Genomic DNA, 22,286 nt, shown 5'->3' with positions numbered 1-22,286 from the left:
TCAGATCAGACCACCGCTCTTATCAATTTCGTTATCTTCGGGATTTCTCTGGATATTTTATATGCGTTACGCAGATTTTCGCTAACTGCGTCTGCTTGATTAGGACGGCGGCAATACACGATGCCAAGCTCGTCGCCTTTTTCTACGCGGTCGCCGATCTTTCTCGTGCACGAATAGCCAACAGCATGATCGATGCTGTCCTCAGCCTTAATCCGGCCACCGCCTATAGCGGAAACTGCGTTGCCGACTGCGAGCGTATCGATCTCGCTAATGAAACCGTTCAGCGTCGCCGTTACCGGAACTTTTGCTAAACCTTTTGTAAGCAGCAATTCCGGCTTGTCGCAAACTTTTGCATTGCCGCCTTGAAGTTCAATATTCTTTCGAAACGCCTCAAGGGCCTTACCGCTGTCAAGCACTGTCTTGATCTTGAATTTTGCACTGTCTAGCGAATTGCTGATCTTACACTGCACTAGCATGTGCGCCGTCAATTCAACAGATAATTCGAGCGAAGGCAGCATGACGTCTTCTGCTTCGCCGCGAAGGATTTTGATACATTCGTATGCCTCAAGTGCATTACCGACATATTGCCCAAGCGGTTCGCTCATATCCGTGATCAGAGCATGTGTCGTAACGCTGAAAGACCTTCCTGTTTCGCACAAAGCCTTAGCCAGCTTTAACGACTCTGCGTATTTTGGGATGAAGGCTCCCGAACCGGTCTTAACGTCCAGTACCAAAGCATCCAGCCCTTCTGCCAGTTTCTTCGACATTATCGACGCAACGATCAGCGGAATATACGGCACGGTGGCTGTCGCGTCGCGCAATGCATAAAGCTTCTTATCGGCAGGTGCGATCTGTTTGGTTTGACCGGCGAGAGCAAGGCCGCATTTTTTTAATATCTGCTTGAATTTTGCAAACGGAATGTTCACATCGAAACCCGGAATCGATTCGAGTTTGTCGAGCGTTCCGCCCGTATGGCCGAGGCCTCGGCCCGAGATCATCGGGACGGCAACACCGCAGGCCGCGGCAAGCGGTGCGATAATCAGCGAAGTTTTGTCACCAACACCGCCGGTCGAATGCTTGTCGGCCTTGGGAGCATCGATATCGGAAAGGTCCATTATCGTGCCTGACCGCAGCATCGCACTGGTGATCGAATACTGTTCGCGGCGATTAAGCCCGCGAATAAAGATCGCCATTACCAGCGCTGAGATCTGATAATCGGCCCAGCTTCCGTCGCACACGCCATCAATAAAGGCAGTTATCTGTTCATCAGAAAGTGCCTTGTTGTCACGTTTCGTCGCGATTATTTCCTGTGGGCGCATATAGGTTCAAGTTTCACCAAGCTCAATTATTTCTCTCGTCAAATGCTGTTTTTTTATTCTAGCAGTTTTAAGTAAAAAATCGTGACCTCGCACGGACAAATGTCACAAATTGCCACAGGCCTGTTTCCGTAAACTATAGTACTGCAATGACTTAGCATCTATTTTTCAAAATGGCGTTGTCCGGCGTGTCCGCAACCGCTGCGGACAGTGTAACTGTTGTAATAATTAGGTTTATGTCGCATTTTTCTGCTTGTCCGGCTAATTTCAAAAAAAATATTTTGCGCCACAATGTGCCATCGGTTCGCCGGGAATTTCGCACTCTTTTTTGAGTCGTCAATGATCACTTTCTGCAATCAGATACTAGCATGAAATTGCACATTTTGTCAAACGTTTTATTTATGCAACACGGTGCATTGAGAAACCGCTCAAATGCTGTGGAGCGTGTATCGCCGTTGCTAACGTGCAGGCTTATGCACTAAGACGACGGCTTCAGCACTGACAGCTCGTTGCTCGCCGATCGAATCGACGGATTCACCCGTTTTTGCTTTGATACTGACATTTTCAACAGAAATTTCGAGAGCGGCGGCAAGATTATGTCGCATCGCGTCGATATGAGGACGCAGCTTGGGTTTTTCGAGATGAATGACCGCATCAATATTGCCAACGGCGTAGCCTTTCTCTTTGATAAGCTCGACCGCGTGTCGAACAAACTGTGAGCTTTCAGCATTTCGCCAGCGTTCCTCATTATCAGGAAAATGCGTCCCCAGATCGCCGAGTGCCAACGCGCCAAGAACCGCATCAGCCGCTGCATGCATAAGCACGTCTGAATCGGAATGACCGTCTGCACCCAAATCAGATTCAATTCGAACGCCGCCCAGAGTCAAGGGCCGTCCAACGACAAGTCGATGAATGTCAGTTCCAAAACCGATTCGATACATAGTGTTTACAGTTGTTTCAGCAATGCTTCTGCGAGGATCAAATCTTCTGCCCGCGTGATCTTAATATTCTTCGAACTTCCTTCGACCAAGGCGATCTTAACACCAAGTTTCTCGACCAGATAACATTCATCGGTTATAGATTCGGAAAGGTCAACGCCATCAAAAGCCTTCTGTAGAATATCGTAACGAAAAGCCTGTGGCGTAAGAGCACGTCGCAATTTGTTCCTGTCTATCGTGCATGAAATGTACTCTTCTTCGATCTCCTTGATAGTGTCCGTAACTTCCGTAACCAAACATGCCGCTCCGGTTTCTGCGGCCTTTATTACCGTTCGACTGATCTCTTCGACCGAAACCAAAGGCCTCGCACCGTCATGGACCGCGATGATGTTGGCTTTGTTTGCATCAATTGCATCAAGCGCGTTCTTAACAGATTCGGCCCTTGTTTTGCCGCCCGTAATTATAGATCTGAGATTTGAGATCTCAAATTTGTCTTTGATCTGCTCAAAATAATCAAGGCCATCTTCAGACAATACAAGCACGATATCATCGATCTCAGGACAAGCATCAAATCGCTCTAAAGTGTGTATTATGAGTGGTTTTCCGAGGAGGTTAACGAACTGTTTGGGTTGCGGCCCGGCAAATCTCTGTCCGCTTCCGGCTGCAACTATGATGGCGGTGTTCATGAATAGTAAAGCGCGATTTACGATTCAATTTCTTCGATTATCGTCGTCTGACGAAGTTCGCGGGTCGCTTTGCGAAACCCGAGCGAGCGGGAGTCGTGTATCCCAAATGAACTATCGGTCGCTGCGTTGGCTTCTTCTTTCTCTTCCCAAAGCCGGCCAAATATCATCTTTCCGGCGGTAGTCTGCAGAACGCTCGTGACAGCAATATCGGCAGTCTTGCCTATTAGCCTTCGGGCGTTGTCGATTACGACCATCGTGCCATCGTCAAGGTATGCGACACCCTGATTGTATTCCTTGCCCTCTTTAAGAACGAAAACACGCATTGCCTCGCCCGGTAGCACGACCGGTTTGAGGGCGTTGGCAAGCTCGTTGATATTTAGCACTTCGACGCCGCGAAGCTGCGAAACTTTGTTGAGATTAAAGTCGTTTGTGACGATCACCGCTTCGAGCTGCATTCCGAGTTCGATCAACTTGAGATCGACTTCTTTAACTGCCGGAAAATCGGTCTCGACTAACTGGATATCGAGTTTACTGTTGTTGCGCAGGCGTTGAAGCATGTCGAGTCCACGACGTCCGCGTTGACGTTTTGACGAATCCGGTGAATCAGCGACCTGCTGCAATTCAGCGAGAATAAAATGCGGGATTATCAGAGTGCCGCCGATAAATCCCGTTTCAGCAACATCGGCGATACGTCCGTCAATAATTACGGAAGTGTCGAGTATCTTGTAATCGCGTTTTACATTCTTGTCGCTGAATATGCCGCCGAGAGCCGAAAGGTCTAGATAATCGCCTTTCGCGGCTCCGACCATCAGCCCGACGTAGCCCATAAAAAAGGCAAGCGAGATCGTAAGAAAGGTCTGCATTTCCGCCGTTACTGCTGCTTCTTTTTGTATGGAGATCAAAACGCCAATAAGAAAGGCACCCGTAATTCCGAGTATCGAACCCACCGCAGCGCCGATAAGCGTTTTCAACGAAGCACGACGAACACGCATCTCAAATCCGATTATCAGCAGTCCAACGGCAGCACCAAGTCCGGCTGATAATATTCGTCTCATCGACTCATCGGTAATACTTGCGAGTCCAAACCGCTGCGTCCGTTCAAAAGGATGCAGCAGATAACCCAGAAGGATCAACATGCCGACAAAGGCTATTCTCAATATGAAGACGTCTAACTTCATGCAAAAAAATCTTAACACGAAATATGTTCTCGCGGTACTAATATACGGTTAATAGAGTTGCTCTTTCAGACGAATATATGCCTGAGCAGTCGTCAAAATGCCCAAGTTCTCACGGGCTTTCCAAGGAGAAAACGCCGTGAATAGGCCACGAAAGCAATGTAGAACAAATGTGACTGTCAAAAAAGCCATCGGAGACACCTAAAAAGCCATCGGAGACAACCCAAAAAGCCACTTTTCAACACCAAAAAGCCACCGAAAAATTTGGCAGCTCTGCTTTGCTGATACGCTCGTTCATCATTTTGCCTACAGCGATTCATCAGAACTCTTGATAGTGCCGTTCATCACTATATGCATGTCTCCCGGTTATCTTTGCCATCTCAACGGAAAAAAAATATCCCGCAAAGCCGCAAAGAACGCGAAGTAAGACAAAGAGGAAAGGGCTCAAGATCGAGATCCAGACTTCGTCCTTTACAACGTGCGAGCGAGTCTTATCGCATGCTATTATTTGCTTTCTAATGGCAAAACAACCGGCGACAATTTTTGTGTGCCAAAATTGCGGCTCTCAAGCCCGCAAATGGCTGGGTCAATGCCCCGATTGCGAACAGTGGAATACGATGGTCGAAGAACGCTTTCGCCCAACAGCCATCGCTGCAAAGTCTGGCACGATCTATCGCGAATCAACTCCCATTGCATACGGCAATATTGAGGCGCAGGATGACGACCGCACGGCTTCCGGCATCGACGAACTCGACCGCGTTTTGGGCGGCGGCATCGTTGCGGGTTCGCTTGTGCTGATCGGCGGCGCTCCCGGCATCGGAAAATCGACCATCGTTATGCAGATGGCTGATAAACTCGGCCAAAACGGCACGAAGGTGCTTTATGTCTCGGGGGAAGAATCGGAACGCCAGATAAAAATGCGAGGCGAACGTCTCGGCGTCGAGGCACAAAATCTTTTTCTACTGCCGGAAACAAATCTCCAGGCGATCTTAGGCGAAACCGATAAGCTTCGCCCGGATTTTGTGATCGTCGATTCGATCCAAACAGTTTTCAGTGACCAGATCGAGTCGGCTCCGGGCAGCGTTTCACAAGTTCGCGAAGTTGCGGCGCAGTTTATGACCTTCGCAAAGAAAACTGCAACGCCGGTCTTTCTCACCGGACACGTCACAAAAGAAGGCTCCATCGCCGGGCCAAAAACGCTCGAGCATATCGTTGACACTGTCCTATATTTCGAAGGCGACCGCCATCACAACCACCGCATTATCCGCGCGACAAAAAACCGCTTTGGTGCGGCAAACGAGATCGGTGTCTTTGAAATGACAAACTCGGGCCTCGTTCCGGTAGGCAATCCGTCGGAATTGTTCTTACAAGAACGTCCCGAAAACGCCACAGGCTCCGTCGTAACAGTGTGCATGGAAGGTACGCGGCCAATGCTTGTCGAAATTCAGGCACTTGTAAGCGGCACAAAATTCGGCACCGGCAGAAGAATGACGCAGGGCTTTGACCACAATCGTGCATCGCTGCTTATCGCGGTTCTCGAAAAACGTCTCGGCTTCCAACTCGCGGGAGACGATGTTTTTGTAAACGTCGCAGGCGGAATGGAGATAGACGAACCAGCGGCCGACCTCGGCGTCATTGCCTCGATAGCCTCAAGCTTTCGCAATCTGCAAGTTCCCCCAGAAACCGCAGTCTTCGGCGAAGTCGGCCTAACCGGCGAAATCCGCGGCGTCCTCCAAGCCCAAGCCCGAGCCCGCGAAGCTCAAACGCTCGGATTTAAGAAACTGATTCTGCCCGAATCAAATAAGAAAGGATTGGAGAAGTTGTTGGGAATTCGTGTTGTTGGAGTTAAAAACTTAGAACAGGCAATGGATGAGCTTTTTTAAACTCCATCATCGCCGACCATCAACTTTTCAAGAACTGAATCTCGTTTTGCTCGAATGTCTGTAACGCGCGGGCTTGGATCATCAGCGGCAAAGGTTGGAGGCGTGACGAAAGGATCGACCTGTAGCGGAACGCCTTCGATATCGAGTCGGTGCTCTATTATTTTTGAGATCAGTGCCTGTTCAAATTCACAGATGTCGATAAACTTGACCCCGATACCGGTGTGGTCAAATCTGTAGAGAGCTTTGCAATAGAGCGGCAGAAAATTCTTGTTCGGCAGTTCGATCTCCATACGAAATTCGTCGCCGATGTAGATATTCTCTTCCCAGCCCGTAAAGCATCCGCCAATGCTGATCTGCTGCAGCCTCGTTTCCTGTTTCTCGCCGAATTTTGTGTAGATGATCGCCGGAATATCCAGCGAAAATCGGATGTGTTGTCGTTGATTGATCGACATTTGGTGCCTGGCGAAAGAAAAGCGGAATTCAAACGGCCTGCTTATATCTTAACGATTCCGCCGTCTGGCACGCAACACTTTTAATTCAATTGAGTTTGTGCAAAACCCGCACGTTAGTAAGGGCGATACACTCAGCATTGAACGTATCGCCCTTATAGACGTGCGGGCTTGCGCATTTGATCGATGATTAGTTATTCGCAGCTTCTGTCTTTGTGCAATGCGTGTTGAACGCATCGACCAGCGCCTGTGCGATCACTTGCGGCGGACGGCCTTCGAGGTCACTACGTTGGAATAATTGCACCAACTCGCCGTTCTTCAAAAACCCGATTGACGGCGACGAAGGCATATGACCTGTAAAATACTCTCGCGCAGTTTCGGTCGCATCGATGTCAGCACCGGCAAATACAGTGATCAACCGGTCAGGCTTGTTCGGCGAATTTTGCAAGGCCATTGCAATACCAGGGCGAACACCGCCGGCAGCACAGCCGCAAACTGAATTTACAACGACCATTAGCGTACCGTCTGTGTTTTTTACCGCTTCATTCACTGCTTCCGTTGTTGTGGTTTCTTCGATCCCAAGCTGCGCGAGCTCCTGACGCATTCCGTGGATCATGATTTCTGGATATGGCATAAAATTTCCTCTTATCTAACTAATAAATACAAACAATTTCAGATTTGAAATTTGAGATCTTAGATCGCAAAAAATACAAGGCCATGAAACTTGACCTTTTTTTCAAGTATCCGTGTCAACGCTTCAAAAGTCAAGCATGACGACGAACTCCAGCCTCTGTTTGCCCTGCCGTTTTCTTTTCTCTACAATGATTTTCTGTCGCTCAACACAGAACAAAAAATACTAATGGCAATCGAGATCGAAAAGAAATACCGGATCGACAAGAAACGTTTGGTCGAGCTTGCAGCTAAGCTCGGCGAGCTAGGTGCGACGTTTTCCTACGAGACATTTGAGGAAAACTATCTACATCGCGGCGGCCAGCTTGAAGCCAGGACGGCGTATCTTCGCCTTCGCAAGACCAATACCGTTAACACTCTCACCTATAAGGAAAAGGTCGTGACCAATGGCGATTTCAAGCACCAGATCGAATTTGAAACCAACGTATCCGATGTCGAAGCGACGGAACACATAATTGAAAAGCTCGGCTATAAACTTTCCGTCGTTTACGAAAAACACCGAAAAGCGTGGCATCTTGGCAATGTTGAAGTCGTTCTCGACGAGCTTCCTTTTGGATACTACATGGAGATAGAAGGTTCGATGAAGGATATTCTGAAGGTCGAAAAATTACTTAAAGCGGACGAACTCGAGGTCGAAGCTCGCGGTTATCCACGCCTGACCCTCAAATACGGCAAAGCCAACGGCGAAGTAACAGAAGCGAGATTTGAAAAGAAAGCCGCTGTCTAACCTAAATTATCTACCCCGACAAAATGCATCTGCGAGTCAAAGGCTTTGTCGCCGCGATGAGTGAGTTTTTTGTACGTACCGTCCGGTTTCAGGATATGCGCGTTGACGTCATCTTTTAGATAAGACTCAAGAAGTTCAGTCTTGAGATATTCCCTGACCTCAGGATCGAGAATCGGCGTTACAAGCTCGACTCGAGTATCAAAGCTGCGGTGCATCAGATCTGCGCTGCCGATATAAACCTCTTCGGCACCGGCGTTGGCAAAATAGAAGATCCGGCTGTGTTCGAGAAACCGTCCGATGATCGAGCGAACGCGAATATTCTCTGACATACCTTTTACGCCGGGCCGAAGAGCACATATCCCGCGAATTATCAGATCTACCTCGACGCCTGCCTGAGAAGCTTTGTAAAGCTCCTCGATCACCTGAACATCGGTAATGCTGTTTGCCTTAAAAATGATGCGAGCGTCCTTGTTCGCATTCTTGTTTTTAACCTCACGACGAATAAGTGCGATCAGCCTGTCACGCAAATGCAGAGGCGCGACGATCAGCCGTTTGTATTTGTCCTGTTGCGAATATCCCGTCAAAAAATTGAACAGACTGCTCGCGTCTTCGCCGATCTCTTCGTCCGCTGTAAGCAAGCCAATATCCGTGTACATGCGAGCCGTCAACGGATTGTAGTTACCGGTCGCTAGATGAACGTATCGTACCAGCTTGTCTTTTTCGCGGCGAACGACAAGCAAAACTTTTGAATGCGTTTTCAAAGTGCTGATACCGTAAACGACGTGAACACCTTCGTTCTCAAGCCGCCGAGCCCATTCGATATTGTTTTCTTCGTCAAAGCGCGCCTTCAATTCAACAAGAGCTGTGACCTGTTTGCCCAGCCGACTCGCCCGAATCAACGAATTAACTATCGGCGAATCTTTTCCGGTTCGATAAAGACATATTTTTATCGCCTGAACGTTCGGATCTTCGGCAGCACGCGAAATAAAATCTGCGACCGTACTGAAAGAAGTGTAAGGATGATGCAGCAAAATATCCTGCTTTCTAATGACGTCGAAGATGTTTTCCTTCTTTTGCAACACCGCAGGCACGACCGGCACGATCGGCTTTTCCTTGAGCCTCGGACGGTCCAGCGAATGAAGCTGCATAAGATCGGGTATGTCGATAAAGCCGTCTATGATCTCGACATCGTCGTCCGTAAGGCCTGTGCCTGTCGTTAGCAGCTTTACCATCTTTGGCGGCATCGCAGCCGCGACCTCAAGCCGTACTGCAAAACGATCCCGCCTGCGCTGAAGCTCGCGTTCGAGCGTACGCATAAGATCGCCTGCCTCGTCCTCTCGCAGTTCAATGTCGGCGTCGCGCGTCACACGAAATAGAAATGCCTCGCTCGTTTTCATACGCGGGAAAAGCTCGGCGACGTTCGCAGCGACGACTTCCTCGAGCAACGCATATCTTCCGTCCTTTTCACTGATCGGAATAAGACGCGGAACAGTCGGCGGCAGCTTGATCCTTATAAATCGTTTTTGTTTAAAGAGGTGCTTCAACTTAGCCTGTGTAAAAGCCCGGTTCGGCTCGATATAAAGGCCGAGGTTGATGCTCAAATTTGAGACATAAGGAAACGGGTGACTAGAATCAACCGACTGCGGCGTCAGTATCGGAAACAGATTATTTCGAAAATACTTATCAAGGACCTTCTTCTCTTTCGCATTAAGGCTGGCGTAAGCCTCGATCGTGATTCCCGCTTCTTTGAGAGCCGGAAAAACATTTGCGCTAAGGAACGAAACTTGCCGCTTGAGCATCGGGCGCAGACGTTTATAGACAGCCGCAAGCTGTTCCGTTGCTGTCATTCCGTCCGCCGAAAGTTCACCTACGCCCTCGTCGATCTGTTCCTTTAGACCCGAAATGCGGATCATAAAAAACTCATCGAGATTCGATGAAAAGATCGCGAGAAATTTCAGCCTTTCGAGCACGGGCAAGTTTTCTGCGGTCGCTTCGTCGAGCACACGCCGGTTGAACTCAAGCCAGCTAAGCTCACGATTAAAGAGCCTCTGTCCGTCGAATTCTTCGGCAGTTGTTGGCTCCGGCTGTGCCTGCGGAGGCGTTTTTGACGATTTCATATCCAAAACTGACATATGTGGCGGCCTAAATTATATGAAATGCCGCAGCCATAACAAAGAAAATTCATGTTAAATCTTTTCAGGCTCAACGATTACTTGCACTTTACGGGGCTCGTCGCCATCGCCATCGACCTTGATCGAAATTGTCCGATTTGGGAATGAGACATCACCCAGCCTGTCTGCCCACTCTATAATAGTGATCGCATTCTCGTTTTCAACTATCTCTTCCAACCCAACCGCCGAGGCAGTATCTTGCGAAACATCCAGCCGCCACAGATCGATATGATAAACGGCAAAAGTAGCCGTCTTATACAAATTTACGAGCGTAAAACTCGGACTCGTAACTTCATCAATATCAAACTCAAGAGCATTCAATATGCCTTTGGTCAACAGTGTCTTTCCCGCGCCAAGCCCGCCGTAAAGCAGAACGACATCGCCGCCGCTTAGCTCGCCGCCGATCAGTTCGCCGAGAGCAAAAGTTTCTTCAGGTGAATGACAAACGACGTTCTTATCTTTCATTCTTAAACCCTTCAAAGACTTCGCTAAGACACTCGCGAACATCAGACGCCGTCATCACACGCTTGCCGTATTTCTTTTCCGCGACATCTCCTGCCATCCCGGCGACATAAACCGCTGCGACGACAGTTTCGAAAATATCTATATTCATCACCGATGCCTGCGCGACAAACCCAGCGAGAATACCCGCCAGCGTATCGCCATTTCCCGCCTTTCCAAGCCCCGAATTCCCTGTCGGATTTACAACGACCTTGCCTCCAGGCTCACCGATCAAAACGCGTTCGCCCTTGAGTACAAGAATGACATTATGCTTTACTGCAAAATCACGAACCGCTGCCACGCGGTCTTTTATCGCTTCTTTGTCAGTCGTGCCGAGCAGCCGCATAAACTCGCCCTCATGCGGAGTGAGAATCAGAGGACATTGACTCTCGCCATTCGCCGCAAAGCCGTCGAATGGCGAGAGGAGGTTAAGGGCGTCCGCATCAACAATTGTAGGTTGTCGCCTATCTTCGACAACCTTTTTGACAAATAACCTCGTGCTTTCATCCTGCGAAAGCCCGCAGCCAATGGCAACCGAATCCGCCTTGCTCCATAGCTCACCAATTTCATTAAACGCCTCTTCGGAGATCGCACCACCATCAGTTTCCGCCACACCGCGAACCATCACCTCAGGCAAAATCCTTGACGCAACCAAATCCTTCGACGACTTAGACGTAACAACCGTCACCAACCCAACGCCCGAACGCATCGCCGCATTACCTGCCAAAACCGCCGCCCCCGAATAGCTTTCCGAACCAGCAATAATAAGTGAGTGTCCGCGGGTGTTTTTATAGTCACTAGTCGAAAATGTGGCCTCTTTAAGCCAATTAGCTGAGTCTTCCCTCTCTGCCAAATAGAGATTAGATGGTTGTTCATCGATCAACTCCATAGGCGAACCGATGTTTGCAATCATTAGCTCACCATTAAAATTTGACGCGGGCGGTAAAATATTTGCTGGCTTTGGAGAAGTAAAAGTAACTGTCACATCAACATTCGCACAAATAGAGCCGTTTATTTTACAATCTGCATCGAGGCCAGAAGGCATGTCAATTGCAATTACTTTTTCAAATAGATGTCGTTCCTTTGCTCGACTAACTGCCTCGGCTATCTTCTTGAACGAACCTTCTAATGGACGCGTCAGGCCTGTGCCAAATAGAGCATCAACGAAGACGCAAATATGTTGACTCCGCCAGTTATAGAAAAATGTTTCACGATTGTCCTCTGAGATTTCATTAATCAGCAGACAATTTTCATTTGGGCCGTTTGTATCAGGTGACTCATCAATAGCTTTTACGGCATCAAAATTTATACGCGCATCGCCGGTTGTTTCGCTAACCGAACCAATCAAATCTACAAAGCAACTGGCACCTTGATTCCATAAAATACGAGCCAATGCAGCGCCATCACCACCGTTGTTGCCTTTTCCGCATAAGATCAAAATTCGCCGACCTTCAACCGAACCGCCGAGTTTTTCAGTGATGACGCGAGCGACGGCGTGGGCGGCGTTTTCCATCAGGAGGATCGATGGAATGCCGTATTTTTCGGTCGTGAGGCGATCGACCTCGCGCATTTGCGCGGCTGTCAGCACTTTTTGCATTGATTGTAATTTATCATAGAAAACGTAACTGTTGGTTCGTCTTGCTGGGATCGTAACGGCAGAATACGAAAAACCGCATTGCTTTAACAATGCGGTTTGCCTTTAGATTTGGAAATTCCGAACAGACCTCTGGCGTTACAGTGGCGGCTAAAATGTTTGCCACTGTGCAGGAACACGCTTTTCTTCCGTTCATATAATAGAAACTGCTATTCGGCAGACGTTTCCACAAAATCAACTGCCGTGGGAGCCAATAAACATAGGCTGTTTCGATATTCTTTCACAAGAAAATATACAAAAAGTAAAATTTGGTGTTCCCGGCGTGATTCGAACACGCGGCCTTTCACTTAGGAGGCGAACGCTCTATCCAGCTGAGCTACGGGAACCAGCGAAATCGAAAATATCAGGATTTGAAATTGATCAACGATTGCACATTGTGGCCGTCAAATTTGCTTCGGCCTTTCAAGAAGTCCAGTTCGACTACAAATAGCAATCCGGGGACCTTTCCGCCTACGCTTTCAACAAGATCGACAACCGCACGTGCCGTGCCGCCGGTAGCAAGTAGATCGTCAACGATCAGCACATTATGGCCTTCGCCAACCGCGTCCTTGTGCATTTCAAGCGTGTCTTGTCCGTACTCAAGATCGTAAGAGATCGAAACCTTTTCCGCAGGCAGCTTTTTGGGCTTGCGAACCGGAATAAATCCTACGCCGAGCTGATACGCTAGCGGAGCACCGAAGATAAACCCGCGCGATTCAACGCCCAGCACCACGTCGATATTCATTCCACGGCACTTTTCGGTTAAGGCGTCGATCGTGCTTTCGAGCCCTTCGGGATCGAGCAGGAGCGTCGTAATGTCATAAAAATTAATGCCCGGTTTGGGAAAATCAGGCACCTCGCGAATCAATTTTCGTAAATTTTCCATTCTTATCTGTTCTTATCTTTCGATCCTAAATGTTGAATATAAATTGCTTGGCTCGATGACCAACTCTTCTATCTGACCGACCCGCGAATTAGCCGGACCGGCCGCAAGATCTTGTCTGAATGCTTCGACGGCCGCAGTATTTCCTTCTACCAACACCTCGACACGGCCGTCTTTGAGATTCTTTACATAGCCGCGAATCTGATGCTTTGCCGAAGAACGCTGAGCAAAATAGCGATATCCGACGCCCTGCACCTGTCCGCTTATCAAATATTTTCTCGCGATCATCGATTCCCGTCTAAATAATTTTGCAAGTTTGAGACTGTATGCGCAAGCCCGCACGTTAGTAAGGGCGAAACACATATGCTAAATGTACCGCCTTTACCGCGGTGTGCGCCTTGTACTTTAAAACAGTTAATGCAAAAATTGGTCTCATGAAGCGGCTGTCTTTTTTCCTCATTCTCATGTTTGCAGCAACGACTCTGCACGCTCAGCAAAGGCCTCTTCTGACCGACGATGTTGATATCACGCCTGCCGGTGCGTTTGATCTTGCCGCCGGCGTCGATTTTTATCAGGACGCCAAATTTCCGCTTTCGGGTATAACGGGCGACATGACGCGTGTTGGCGACATCCGTATTCGCACCGGGCTTGCGGCAAATGTCGAGATGCAGATCGAAGGCTCGATACAAAATTACGTAGCGATCAACTCGCAAGGGCCATCAGCCATTCCGCTCTCGTTCACGGGAAACTCGACAAACGACTTTGACGATTTTACGATCTCGGCAAAGATCAAACTCCGAAACGAAGGCAAAACATTGCCTGCCATCGGGCTCAAGTTTGGTTATCAAATGCCAAATACCAATCAAGCTCTCGGTATCGGCACCAATCAGATCAACATCTTCACGAAGATCTTGCTGCAGAAAAAGTTTGGCAGCGTCAGAGCTCAAACCTCGAAATTTAACGCCTTTGGCAATCTTGGTTTAGGCATAATGACCGCTCCGCTCGAACGCTTTACACAGAACGATGTCTTTCTCTACGGCCTTGCCGGCATTTACCGAGCCACTGACAGAGTAAACATTGTGGGCGAAGTAAACGGCCGCATGAATACTCGCGGTGGCGATGCACCGCTTGGCACCGAAAGCATCGGCCAGTTTCGCATCGGAACGCAGATCAAAGCCTCAGGACTTAGATTCGACACCGCCGCAGCTTTCGGATTAACCGAATTCAGCCCGCGTTCCGGCATCACCTTTGGTGTCACATATGTTACGCCAAGCATTCTCACTCCCGCTAAATGATCAAATATTGATCGGCGAATTCCCCTTCCCGAGATTCGGAGCAGTTCGTATCGCTTCGGTTACAAAATCCTTCGCTACTTCTACTGATTCCGAGAGATCATTTCCCAAAGCCAGATTTGCCGTGATCGCTGCCGCCAAAGTGCAGCCTGTGCCGTGTGTTGCTGTGGTTTCAATATACTCCGACTCAAAAACTCTCATATCGTTACCAACAAACAAATAATCGGCAGCCGTTCTACATCCCAACTCCGCACTCCGCACTCCGCACTCCGCACTCAACAAGTGTCCGCCTTTTATAAGCACATTTTTCGCGCCTAATGAACGCATTATTTCGGCCGCTTTATGAATATCTTCGGGCGTTTCGATCTTCATGCGGGCGATCCTTTCCGCTTCGGGGATATTCGGCGTTACCAGATCAGCCACCGGAAAGAGTTTTTCGATAAGTACTGTCAAAGCAGTGTCATCTATCAGGTCAAAGCCTGATGTCGAACGCACGACAGGATCGACTACGATGTTTTTGAGGTTGCGTTCGCGGATAATATTCGCAACTTCCTCGATGATCTCGCGCGTCGGCAGCATTCCGGTTTTTAACGCGGCAATATCATAATCATCCAGCACAGGCTCGACTTGCCTGCGAACAGAATCTGCGGTCTGATGCACTGCTCCAAAAACTCCGGTCGTATTCTGAAAGGTCACAGAAGAAACAGCCGCCGCCGCAAAACATCCAAAGGCCGAAAACGTCTTTATGTCCGCAATAATGCCTGCGCCACCCGATGGATCAAGACCCGCGACCGTCAAACAAACCGGCTGTATCACAACTTCTTTCATTTCCTAAACTGGCGGCAAATTGACCGCAGCGATTCCGGATCGTTCAACGCTCGGATTGCGGCAAAACCTGCTGCTCCGGCGTCTAAAACAGACGAAATATTGCCTTCATCTATTCCGCCGAGAGCCAATACCGGAAATGCCGGCAGCCTGTCGCAAACTTCTGATAATTCCGCGAGCCCTTTTGGTTGTCCTTTTCCGGGAGTTTCAAATACAGGCCCGAACACTGCAAAGTCAACATCGGCCTCGGATGCTTTGGCAGCTTCTTCAAAAGAACGTGTCGATGCTCCGATGATAAACTTCTTTGGAAAGTTACTTCTAACAACATCGACCGCAAGCGAATCAGCCGCGAGATGAACGCCGTCGGCTCCGGCGGCCATCGCGATGTCGGCTCGATCATTCACGAGCAATCGCGTTGCCGAACCGCGAGTAATTTCCGCCGCCCGCGAAGCGAGCACAATCAACAGTCGAGCAGTCAGAGCCTTTTCACGGATCTGCACGAGCGAAACTTTCTCTTCAACTGCAAGGCGAATGATATCCAATATCTCACCGCTTTTTGCGTCGAAGTTCGCGGGCGTCGCCTCGCCTTTCGTGATCAGATAGATGATGGTGCCGTCAAAGGAAAGGCTCACCGCTTCGTGTCGCCGCCTTGCAGCATTTTTACGCTTTGGTTAAAGTGGACGGTTTCCCAAACTGCGATGATGAGGTTGAGGACTCCGAGGCCTGTGATGCCGCCGCGAAACCAGTTTGACGCGACCACTTTCGAGATGATCGGAGTGCCGGTCTTGTCGGTGAGATAAACCAGCAAATAATTCTGCCCCCAAGGCCCGAACAGAGCATCCCAAGGCGCCAGAATGAGATAAAACCCAAGCAGCACACAAAGGATGATCAAAAAAATAACGGTCAGACGTTCAACCATAAGCACTGAGTATAAGCGATTGGGCCGTGTCACCAAAGTGTCCGAGGTGTCCCAGTGTCCCACCGTTTTTTTCACGCAGTCTTCGTTTTCATCGTTCCACATCGTTCCACACCTTAAGTGGAACGGTTTAAACCTTGTAATTTAATAAGTTAAGGTCGTAAAAATCGCCAAATTCCACGATTTTTGAAAAAATATCGTGGCTTGTCCACATGAGATACCAAAATCGACCTAAATGGTGATACGAGACAAATTCAGGTTTGTGACCGCTGTTATCGGTGGCGCACTCTTAGCCTACGTCATTACCGCTTGTGTTGATCCCCAACCTCCCCGCCGCTTCTTGAATACCTTTACTAAGCGAAATGATTGCTGCATCTTTCACCCAGCCCTCAGCAGCCGTCCAACGAAACGCCCAAGTATCCAAATTATATCGCTGTTCAACTTCAATATCCCAATAATCACCCCAGCCATAGACGTACAGAGTTTGCTGTTGACGTTCGACAATTTGCAAAAAACTATCTCTATCAATGAAATTCCAGTCTTCTTCGGTGTAAAGCAAAAGTGCGTTTATTTCGTCTTGCGGAGTGCAGATGTCAACGTAAATGATTTGGGATTTATTGGGGTTGCGCTGGAAAGAACTGTTCATCGTGACGGCAAACCACAAATTGATTTCAGTAGCCGTTCCAAGTCCGTGATTCGCAATTTTTATTTTGGGTTTGAGAAATTGATCGCAATTGACGGGGGCGTCGACGTCCAGCGCTACAAGAATTGGTCGTTGCGAGATATTAAAATGTCGGTCAGCTTGCTTGATAAGATTTCGGGTTTCAGTCAAACCGTCATGCATCAACTTAGCTTGCCTCGAATAGATTTCAGCCTGAATGGCAATTACGCTCAACACCAAGAAACTCAAGAGCGTAGTGATGTAAAACTGAATAGCGGCGGCGGAAATGCCACCGATGAGAAAGGTCAGAAAAGCCAAGCCAACCGCGAAACCAATGCCACCGCTTATGGCTTTCTTGCTGCGATAAAATGGAGTTTGTATATTTTGTGGTGGTGCGCTGCCTTCCTGTGGCTGCTTGGTAAGTGGCGATGGTGTCTCTTCCCGCATAAGTCACATCAGGATCAGTTAAAGAAAAGTGAGCAATAGATTTATTTGTCTTTATCTTTTTTCCGCTTCGCTTTCACTTCCTTTAGTGGCTTAGGCGGTGCGGATAGAATACGTCGCAGTGCGTCTTCCTCTGTCCAGCCGTGCAGTGACACAGGACGTTCGTTGCGGATATTCTTTGCAATAGGGTCTTTTTTTAGCTTTTTAGTCACAGCGTTACTCTACCATAAATGACAATGTATATGTGAGTGGCAAAAAAAGTTCCCAATCATTGCATTTTTAAATTTGCTAATCTCCATCCGTATCACATATACTAGGTTTCAATCTTACGGGAGTGGCAATATGGAACTAACAAATGAGATGTTTGTTGCGGGGCTGAAACAAAACATAAAAGAGCAGGATAAAGAATTTCTTAAGCGGCTGGCTGCGAAGAATGATCCTGAATTAACCAGATTCTATGAATTTATTTGTTCGCTACGCCAAACGGTGGATTTAGCAGATCAAATAGAATGGAAAACCGTATCTAAATCTGCCGACAATAGCGTGGAAGTCAAAATGGCTCGTATTCCTCGTACAGGCACAGAAGGATTTATTTTACGGGAAGCTGTGAGAGAGCAGATCAAACTCTTCGGAGACCGTAAATTCTCTACTCGTCAGATGTTTGATGCTCTAAAGAAGGCACATCCGAACGACGTAGATAAAAGTCGTTTTGCGAGTGTGTCAGCCACGCTGGCGAATTTATTCACAAAAGACGAGCTGGAGAAGTTTAATGAAGGCACACGGAAAGTGACTTTCCGTGCTGTGTAGTTTTTTGACAAGTTTGGGTTTTGATAGTGTTTCCCCAAAAATTTCTGCGACAGCGCAGAAAAAACTCCGATGTTCTAAGCATCGGAGTCGTTAGTAAAACACTATGTTAGTAGTAACTATCAGTATGGCTGAGAAACCGTCTCAGCCGAAGGGCAAACGACTTAGCGTGACTAAGGTTTGCTGTGGCAATCAAGTTGTAATCGTGAACACTTTTCACAACGGGGTGATCGAAGTATTAGCGAATCCGCCTTGATTTAATTAACTAACCCGCAGAGGCTCGGTTAAAGCCTCACTTTCAAGATGCGGATGTGGCGAAATTGGTAACCGCACCAGATCAGGGATCTGGCGACCGAGCAGGTTTTGCGGGTTCGAGTCCCGCCGTCCGCACTTTCTTTTATAGCATACCCCCGCGCGCGTGACAAGGTAAAACTACCCGACAAAATATCGGGTAAGCCCTTACTACTTAGTTTTCAACGATTTAACTTTATTTTTAGGTGTTTTATAGGTTAATTGCTTGCCTTGTGATAGCACAATCACCTTGTTAAGCCTTGCGTCTGCATCATCAAATCGCGTATTCCAACGATACTGACATTCTGCGATATACAGCGGTAAATGCTGTTTGCTGTATTGATGATAAATTCCGTGATGTCCACGTTTGATTAATGCAAAGAATGATTCCGCCTCATTAGTTGACATGCCATCTTTTACATACTGTTTCTGTTTGTGATTTACCACTCCATGCTTTGCAAAGATTTTGTCCAAACCTCTATAAACTGAAAATTCGTCGGTCATTATCGTTGCACTCGGACTGACATTCTCACAAATAATTCTTCGGATATTTGTTCCGTTCACTCGCTCTAACGGCTGTGCTAATACACGACCGCCTTTGGTTTCGACCAAAGCAAATACCGGAGTCTTAGGCGTTCCACGTCCACGTTTACCACTATTTTTGAAGCGCGGTCGTCCGCCGACATAGGTTTCGTCCGCCGCAATCGCTCCCTCCATTTTTTTAGGTATAAAAGAACCTGTATCCATTGCGTGTCTGATTTTATGTAGTAACAGCCATGCTGTTTCGTAAGAGCCTAAGCCTAATTCCTTTTGTAGTTGATTGGCTGAAAAACCTTTACGACTCGAACACAGCAAATGAATTGCCATAAGCCAGTTTCGGAGAGATACTTTTGATCCTTCCATAACAGTTCCCTGTGTCACTGTAAACGGCTTTCTGCATGTTTTGTTTTTGCACTTATACAGTCCGGCACGGGTTGTTTTGCCCTGCATTTTAGTTGCATTGTCAACCGTTTGGCAATGCGGACAAGTAACACCATTCGCCCAAATGATTTTCTCAATATGTTCGCGTGCTTCGGTTTCTGTTAATTGTGCTAATTGGATAAGATTCATAGTAGCTATCCTCAATCTAAGAATAGCTTACCTGATTAGATTTGGTATGTCAAGTGGATAATTCACAAAATATCACCCCTGTCTTGCAAAATTCGTAACTCACGTAAATATTGCTGTTACAGCGTTTCACAACTCCGAAACACCATGGCCATTGCTGGAACGGTAGATCGCTAAAGACTACAGACTTCCAACTCAAGACTCTCCATCATCTTGTCAAATAACACACCTAACAGCCGTCTATACGAAAAAACATACAGATTGTTCATTTTTTTATCTATGAAACGTTCAGACTTACGCCTTAATCCGTGAGTATTGCGTGGAGCGTTGTTTGGATGTATCCCGCGCCCGACAATCCGGGAGCATATCGTGCGACCCGTGCCGCACAACGATTTATTGACCGGGATGACAATTTTATTTTGAGGAGGAGCGGTTGATCAGGAGGACGTCGCTTGTTTCGACGCCTCGGATGACCGCGAGTTGGCTGCCGTCGGTATTCCAGTTAAAAGTGATGATGCTGTCGGATGGAAAGTCGGTCAGTGGTTTGGGGACTCCGCCGTCGAGGGCCTGGGTCCAGATGTTTGGAACGCCGCCGGGGCTATTGAGAAACGCGATAGCCTTTCCATCACGTGTCCATTTTACCAGCCGTTCAACGACGGTAGATGGAAAGTCGAAACGCTTGACGCGTTTACCGTCTTCGAGGCTGCTGATTCCGATGCCCCATTGGGACCCTTCAAGGCTTGAATCGAGATAATGATATGCCACGAACTTGCCGTCAGGCGAGATCGAAGGCCGTGAACCGGTCGTTTTTGTAATTGCCGTGGGTTCACCGCCGCCGATCGGCATTTTCCATAGCGTCGGATAATTTGCGCCGGACTGATAAACGATCCAGCGGCCATCCGGCGTGCATTGCGGATAGAATTCGCCGTCGCCGTTTGTTATTCGCTCAAGGTTTGATCCGTCTATATTTACACGCCAGAGATTGTACTTTCCGTCGCGCTCGGCGGCAAAGATGAGTTGCTTTTCATCTGCGGTAACGGTCAGGCCGAGCCTCGCGTTTGCACCAACCGTGAGCTGACGAATATTCGATCCGTCCGCGTTCATCGTCCAGATATCGGAGCTGCCGCCCGCTCTTGACGTATACGCGAGCCGGCCATCCGGCAGCCAGATAAGCTCGTTGAGCCAGCCGGCCTCGGATATTACCTGTTTTGCGGCGGACACGTTCTCACCCGTCGTCCAGATGTTAGAAACGACGTGATCCTGGATCACCGCCAATGTTTTTGTGTCCGATGTGAGACTTAGCCCCTCATAACTGTTCAAATCCCGCGTAATGCGTGACGCCGTACCGTCGGGCAGCGAAATATGCCAAAGCTGTTGAGGTGCCGTCGACCCTTCCGAAGCCGTCAGCAGGAGTCCATCCGCAAGCCACCGCGGCTGTCCGACCTGCTGCCAACGTGCGTCGGTTAATTTGCGCTCGACCCCTGTCTCAACGTCGACCGCCAGTACCGTCTCGTAACGGCCATTCTCATCGCCCTGACCTACCGGAAAGGCGATGCTCTTTCCATCGAGGGACCACGCCGGGGCATACCAGAACATATTCAGGTAATCTGGCTCGCGGCGTGACACAAGCACCGTTTCGTTTGTGCCGTTGGCATCGGCGACGAACAGCTTGTTCTCTCCCTGATCCGTTCTCATGTACGCGATCCTCGTTCCGTCGGGCGAAAATGTCGGCGGGGCAATATTGTTCAAAACTTTAACCGTGGGGCCGCCCAAAACCGGCACGCGAAACAATTCGGGCTCACCCTTATTTTTTTCGAGAGCCAGGTAATAAACAAAATTGCCATCCGGTGCAAAAGTAACCCAGACTAAATTACTACTTTGTAATGGGCCCGCAAGACGAGTGTCGTTTGGCACGGCGACCTGGCGGACCCAGAGGCTCTCGCCGTCCGCAGCGGCCATAACGTGGGCCACATATCGCCCGTCCGGCGAGATCGCGGAGCGTTTTGACCGGCCGGAAGTGGTTAGCCGCGTTATGTCGGACTCGCGAAAAGGAACGCTTCGTGCTTGGGCATTCTGGCCGCTCGTTCCAAATTTGTAAATACCGAACACGATCCCCGCGAATCCGGCCACCAAAACGGCAATCATCAGAGGTGAAAACCAATTCGAACGAGTTTGCGGAATAACCGGCAACGATGTATCGGCGACCGGCTCGCGACGCCAATCGGAAACAGTATAAATATTGTCCGAACGCTCGACGTTGACAGGATGGGGCGTTTCGCGTTCCGCGACGACAGGACTAAGCGCCTGAACGTTGCCGTGCCGCTCCACGCGGCGAGAGGGTGAATTTGATATGTTTATGCGTCCGTTCGCGGATTTGGCGTCAAGCTTTTCACCTTTCTCAATTGAAGGTGAGAGACCATTTGTATTTTGTACCACGCGAACCGTGCCGTTGAAACGGTAACCGCGCCGCTTCAGGGTTTCGATGAAAGCTTTGCCGTCGCTCGTTTCGCCGAGCGTTTTGCGCAGAACGTGAAGATACTGGGCAAGGTTCGACTCTTCGACGATCGTGTCGGCCCAGATCCTTTGCATCAATTCTTCCTTACTGATGACACTGCCGTGACTTTCGACCAGAGCGATCAGTGTTTCAACGGCCTTAGGTGTGAGCACGACCTGTTCGCCGCTCCGGTAAAGGAGCTTTGTATCGGCATCGAGTCGAAAATCTTCGAACTCAAAAACCTTATTTTTTAGCGGATTACTCACTTTAAACTTAAATTCAAGATTTTTTAATGTTAAATCCAAAGACATTTCCTCATTTCCCGCTTAAATTCTCTAAGTGAGCGGACAAATAGAGGACGAGATCGGCTCCTGATCCCTGGTAACGATACAGGAATCAT

General features: G+C 48.6%; 22 protein-coding genes and 2 tRNA genes. 5 read left to right on the top strand and 19 right to left on the bottom strand.

What is annotated here, in order from left to right; genetic code table 11:
• Positions 1 to 5: 5 nt before the first annotated feature.
• The 4 genes from IPL32_12550 to IPL32_12535 form a co-directional block, all read right to left on the bottom strand.
• Entirely contained in the window at positions 6 to 1,319 is a 1,314-nt protein-coding gene (locus IPL32_12550; protein MBK8466650.1) for a thymidine phosphorylase, read from the bottom strand.
• Between the two features lie 455 nt (positions 1,320 to 1,774).
• Positions 1,775 to 2,257, bottom strand: a complete 483-nt coding sequence (locus IPL32_12545) for a 2-C-methyl-D-erythritol 2,4-cyclodiphosphate synthase (protein ID MBK8466649.1) — start codon at positions 2,255 to 2,257, stop codon at positions 1,775 to 1,777.
• 5 nt (positions 2,258 to 2,262) lie between these two features.
• Complete coding sequence (ispD, locus tag IPL32_12540) at positions 2,263 to 2,940, bottom strand: 2-C-methyl-D-erythritol 4-phosphate cytidylyltransferase (protein MBK8466648.1); 678 nt, start codon at positions 2,938 to 2,940, stop codon at positions 2,263 to 2,265.
• Between the two features lie 17 nt (positions 2,941 to 2,957).
• A complete protein-coding gene (locus IPL32_12535) occupies positions 2,958 to 4,076 on the bottom strand; it encodes a TRAM domain-containing protein (GenBank protein ID MBK8466647.1) in 1,119 nt (372 codons plus the stop codon).
• Positions 4,077 to 4,633: 557 nt separating this feature from the next.
• On the opposite strand from IPL32_12535, the gene radA reads away from it, so the two are divergent.
• Positions 4,634 to 5,998, top strand: a complete 1,365-nt coding sequence (gene radA / locus IPL32_12530; GenBank protein MBK8466646.1) for a DNA repair protein RadA — start codon at positions 4,634 to 4,636, stop codon at positions 5,996 to 5,998.
• On the opposite strand, the gene IPL32_12525 is transcribed toward radA, so the two are convergent.
• Both IPL32_12525 and IPL32_12520 read right to left on the bottom strand, forming a co-directional pair.
• A complete protein-coding gene (locus IPL32_12525) occupies positions 5,995 to 6,450 on the bottom strand; it encodes a PilZ domain-containing protein (protein ID MBK8466645.1) in 456 nt (151 codons plus the stop codon). The genes radA and IPL32_12525 overlap by 4 nt on opposite strands.
• A gap of 187 nt (positions 6,451 to 6,637) precedes the next feature.
• Complete coding sequence (locus tag IPL32_12520) at positions 6,638 to 7,081, bottom strand: BrxA/BrxB family bacilliredoxin (protein ID MBK8466644.1); 444 nt, start codon at positions 7,079 to 7,081, stop codon at positions 6,638 to 6,640.
• A 225-nt stretch (positions 7,082 to 7,306) separates the two neighbouring features.
• Between IPL32_12520 and cyaB the strand changes: the two genes are divergently transcribed.
• Positions 7,307 to 7,864 carry a class IV adenylate cyclase gene (cyaB, locus tag IPL32_12515; GenBank protein MBK8466643.1) on the top strand — a complete coding sequence of 186 codons (558 nt, stop codon included), beginning with the start codon at positions 7,307 to 7,309 and terminating at the stop codon, positions 7,862 to 7,864.
• Here cyaB and ppk1 read toward each other — a convergent pair.
• The 6 genes from ppk1 to IPL32_12485 form a co-directional block, all read right to left on the bottom strand.
• Entirely contained in the window at positions 7,861 to 9,981 is a 2,121-nt protein-coding gene (gene ppk1, locus IPL32_12510) for a polyphosphate kinase 1 (protein ID MBK8466642.1), read from the bottom strand. The two genes, cyaB and ppk1, sit on opposite strands and share 4 nt — an antisense overlap.
• A gap of 69 nt (positions 9,982 to 10,050) precedes the next feature.
• Positions 10,051 to 10,500 carry a tRNA (adenosine(37)-N6)-threonylcarbamoyltransferase complex ATPase subunit type 1 TsaE gene (gene tsaE, locus IPL32_12505; protein MBK8466641.1) on the bottom strand — a complete coding sequence of 150 codons (450 nt, stop codon included), beginning with the start codon at positions 10,498 to 10,500 and terminating at the stop codon, positions 10,051 to 10,053.
• A complete protein-coding gene (locus IPL32_12500; protein MBK8466640.1) occupies positions 10,490 to 12,133 on the bottom strand; it encodes an NAD(P)H-hydrate dehydratase in 1,644 nt (547 codons plus the stop codon). The genes tsaE and IPL32_12500 overlap by 11 nt, the downstream gene beginning before the upstream one ends.
• A 306-nt stretch (positions 12,134 to 12,439) precedes the next feature.
• Positions 12,440 to 12,516 (bottom strand) — tRNA-Arg (locus IPL32_12495).
• 17 nt (positions 12,517 to 12,533) lie between these two features.
• Entirely contained in the window at positions 12,534 to 13,055 is a 522-nt protein-coding gene (locus tag IPL32_12490) for an adenine phosphoribosyltransferase (GenBank protein ID MBK8466639.1), read from the bottom strand.
• Between the two features lie 12 nt (positions 13,056 to 13,067).
• On the bottom strand, positions 13,068 to 13,340 hold the full coding sequence (locus IPL32_12485) for an acylphosphatase (protein MBK8466638.1): 273 nt from the start codon (positions 13,338 to 13,340) through the stop codon (positions 13,068 to 13,070).
• Between the two features lie 176 nt (positions 13,341 to 13,516).
• On the opposite strand from IPL32_12485, the gene IPL32_12480 reads away from it, so the two are divergent.
• Positions 13,517 to 14,347 (top strand): hypothetical protein, encoded by an 831-nt coding sequence (locus tag IPL32_12480; protein MBK8466637.1) that lies wholly within the window; start codon positions 13,517 to 13,519, stop codon positions 14,345 to 14,347.
• Here the strand turns inward: IPL32_12480 and thiD are convergent, their stop codons facing one another.
• The 5 genes from thiD to IPL32_12455 all read right to left on the bottom strand — a co-directional run bounded on the left by thiD (position 14,348) and on the right by IPL32_12455 (position 17,402).
• A complete protein-coding gene (gene thiD, locus IPL32_12475; protein MBK8466636.1) occupies positions 14,348 to 15,172 on the bottom strand; it encodes a bifunctional hydroxymethylpyrimidine kinase/phosphomethylpyrimidine kinase in 825 nt (274 codons plus the stop codon).
• On the bottom strand, positions 15,169 to 15,801 hold the full coding sequence (locus IPL32_12470; protein ID MBK8466635.1) for a thiamine phosphate synthase: 633 nt from the start codon (positions 15,799 to 15,801) through the stop codon (positions 15,169 to 15,171). Before IPL32_12470 ends, thiD begins: the two co-directional genes overlap by 4 nt.
• Positions 15,798 to 16,088, bottom strand: coding sequence for a hypothetical protein (locus tag IPL32_12465; protein MBK8466634.1), 291 nt, complete (start codon positions 16,086 to 16,088; stop codon positions 15,798 to 15,800). Before IPL32_12465 ends, IPL32_12470 begins: the two co-directional genes overlap by 4 nt.
• Positions 16,089 to 16,374: 286 nt before the next feature.
• Entirely contained in the window at positions 16,375 to 17,193 is an 819-nt protein-coding gene (locus tag IPL32_12460; protein MBK8466633.1) for a hypothetical protein, read from the bottom strand.
• A 41-nt stretch (positions 17,194 to 17,234) separates the two neighbouring features.
• Complete coding sequence (locus tag IPL32_12455) at positions 17,235 to 17,402, bottom strand: hypothetical protein (protein MBK8466632.1); 168 nt, start codon at positions 17,400 to 17,402, stop codon at positions 17,235 to 17,237.
• Between the two features lie 130 nt (positions 17,403 to 17,532).
• Between IPL32_12455 and IPL32_12450 the strand changes: the two genes are divergently transcribed.
• The gene (locus IPL32_12450; GenBank protein MBK8466631.1) at positions 17,533 to 17,997 is read left to right on the top strand and encodes a hypothetical protein; all 465 of its coding nucleotides are present in this window, start codon (positions 17,533 to 17,535) and stop codon (positions 17,995 to 17,997) included.
• A gap of 302 nt (positions 17,998 to 18,299) precedes the next feature.
• Positions 18,300 to 18,384, top strand: a tRNA-Pro gene (locus IPL32_12445).
• Positions 18,385 to 18,456: 72 nt separating this feature from the next.
• Here the strand turns inward: IPL32_12445 and IPL32_12440 are convergent.
• The gene (locus tag IPL32_12440; protein MBK8466630.1) at positions 18,457 to 19,395 is read right to left on the bottom strand and encodes an IS1595 family transposase; all 939 of its coding nucleotides are present in this window, start codon (positions 19,393 to 19,395) and stop codon (positions 18,457 to 18,459) included.
• Positions 19,396 to 19,806: 411 nt separating this feature from the next.
• A complete protein-coding gene (locus IPL32_12435; protein MBK8466629.1) occupies positions 19,807 to 22,197 on the bottom strand; it encodes a PD40 domain-containing protein in 2,391 nt (796 codons plus the stop codon).
• Positions 22,198 to 22,286 lie beyond the last annotated feature (89 nt).

The sequence above is a fragment of the Chloracidobacterium sp. genome (assembly GCA_016711345.1).
Classification (GTDB): Bacteria; Acidobacteriota; Blastocatellia; order Pyrinomonadales; family Pyrinomonadaceae; genus OLB17.
This window is presented reverse-complemented; position numbering and strand designations above follow the sequence as displayed.